This is a genomic window from Pseudomonas fuscovaginae SE-1, assembly GCF_000364705.1.
GTDB classification, from domain to species: Bacteria; Pseudomonadota; Gammaproteobacteria; order Pseudomonadales; family Pseudomonadaceae; genus Aquipseudomonas; species Aquipseudomonas fuscovaginae_A.
Window position 1 is genome coordinate 1 of sequence record NZ_AQOH01000224.1, and the last position, 1,674, is coordinate 1,674.

1 pseudogene is annotated in these 1,674 nt (G+C 58.9%); it reads right to left on the reverse strand.

From position 1 onward, the window contains the following. Positions 1–1,674, reverse strand: a pseudogene (locus K675_RS31030) (adhesin); the annotation flags it as partial.

The following is a 1,674-nucleotide window of genomic DNA, read 5'->3' on the forward strand; positions in this document are numbered from 1 at the left end:
GCCACCCTGCCCATTCAGACGGAACAGACCATTCTGCCCGGTAGGCAGGCTGAAGCCTGGCAATGCCAGCGGGTTGACCTGCTGCTGGGCCAGGTCAGGGGACAGTTGAGGGCTCAGCCTGATAACTACAGGCGCACCGGTACCACTGACCCGGGTTTCCTGAACCTGGTTTGACCCGGTGCTGATCGCGTAGTCCTGGTGGATGGCGCTGTTTTCCAGTTTCTGGGTAGCGGCGATCGAAACCTTACCGCCCGCCTGGATAATCGCACTGCGACCGGTACCAGCACCGTCCTTGGCAACTTCGACATCACTGGTCAGTGAGTACTGCTGCAACTGGCCTGGCAAGGCTACTAGGTTGTTACGGTCGTACGCCGACTGAGGAATGTTTTGGTAGGCATAACCCGTAAGTGTATTGTTTACAGCTGCTCCAGTAACGGTATCTGTCAGCTTGACGTACCTGATGGTTTCGCCGTCTCGCCCACCTTCACGTCGTGTGGCAGATGTTGGTACGGCCAGACTCAGCCCACCTGAGCCGTTGACATAGTAAACATACGGAAAGTTTGGATTGTTACGCTGATTGTACGCGACCACCCATGGCATCGAACGATTGGCCGTACCATCGGTAATTTCGTATGTCCGATAAACACGCGTACGCTCGATCGTGCCGCCCACGGCCCCGACGTTCTTCAGGTCATTTGCCTGAATATCGATATTGCCACCCGCACTTATCGTACTTTTGCTGTTGAGGATACTGCTGCCCTTGAAAGCGAAGTCTCCTCCCGCCGTCAATGTGGAGGAAGCACTGGTGTCGGTATCACGCCCCTCGAAGACCTCCCGCGCGACATAGTTGAGATCGTAATGATCACCCGAGCAGTCCAGGCACTGAACAGCGATGGCGCCTGAAACCAGCGTACGGCCCATGCTGAAGCTTTCCGTACGGTTCTCGAAGGTGGCCGCGTTAACTGTAAATTTTCCCGCGCTCTCCAATCCACCCGAGATATTGCTGACCTGGGTGGCTTGGGTTGCGCCGCCATATCCACCGATGCTGACCGCCCCCAAGGAATAGAGTTGCGCCGTGTGGTTGGTGAAGCTGTCAACTTGCAGGTTGCTGTCACCCGCACTGAAGATCAGGCCATTCTCGTTCAACAGGCTGGGAGTACTGAGGCGCAACGCAGCGTTGCTGCCCAAGGTTCCATAGTTGTTGATGGCTGCCGCAGTAACATCCAACCGGGCGGCTGACGTGATCCGACCCGAGTTGCCCAGTGCGCCTGCCACATTGATCGTGGTATCACCGCCGCCAGCAATGCTGCCGGCGCTGCCCAGGCTCACCGAAGCCGCGTTCAGCCCCAGCGTCCCCTGGCTGCTGTAGCGACCATTGCCCCCATAGCTGCCGCTCAGGTTCAAATTGGCCGTGCCATCACTGGCGATCAGGCCGTCGTTGTTCCAGTTGCCGCCGCTGCCGGTCAGGCTGTCGACAGCCAGCAGTTGCCCGTCGGCCGTCTGGTTCAGGGTGCCGATGTTCAGCGTCAGTCGACTGGCCTGCAGCACACTGCTGTTGGTCCAGTTGTCCGCCGTCAGGCTCAGGCCACCACGGGTGGTCACGGTGCCACCGGCGTTGAGCAGCTTGTCGGTGGCGATATCGAAGGTGCCGCTGCCCACATGCAGCAGGCTGCC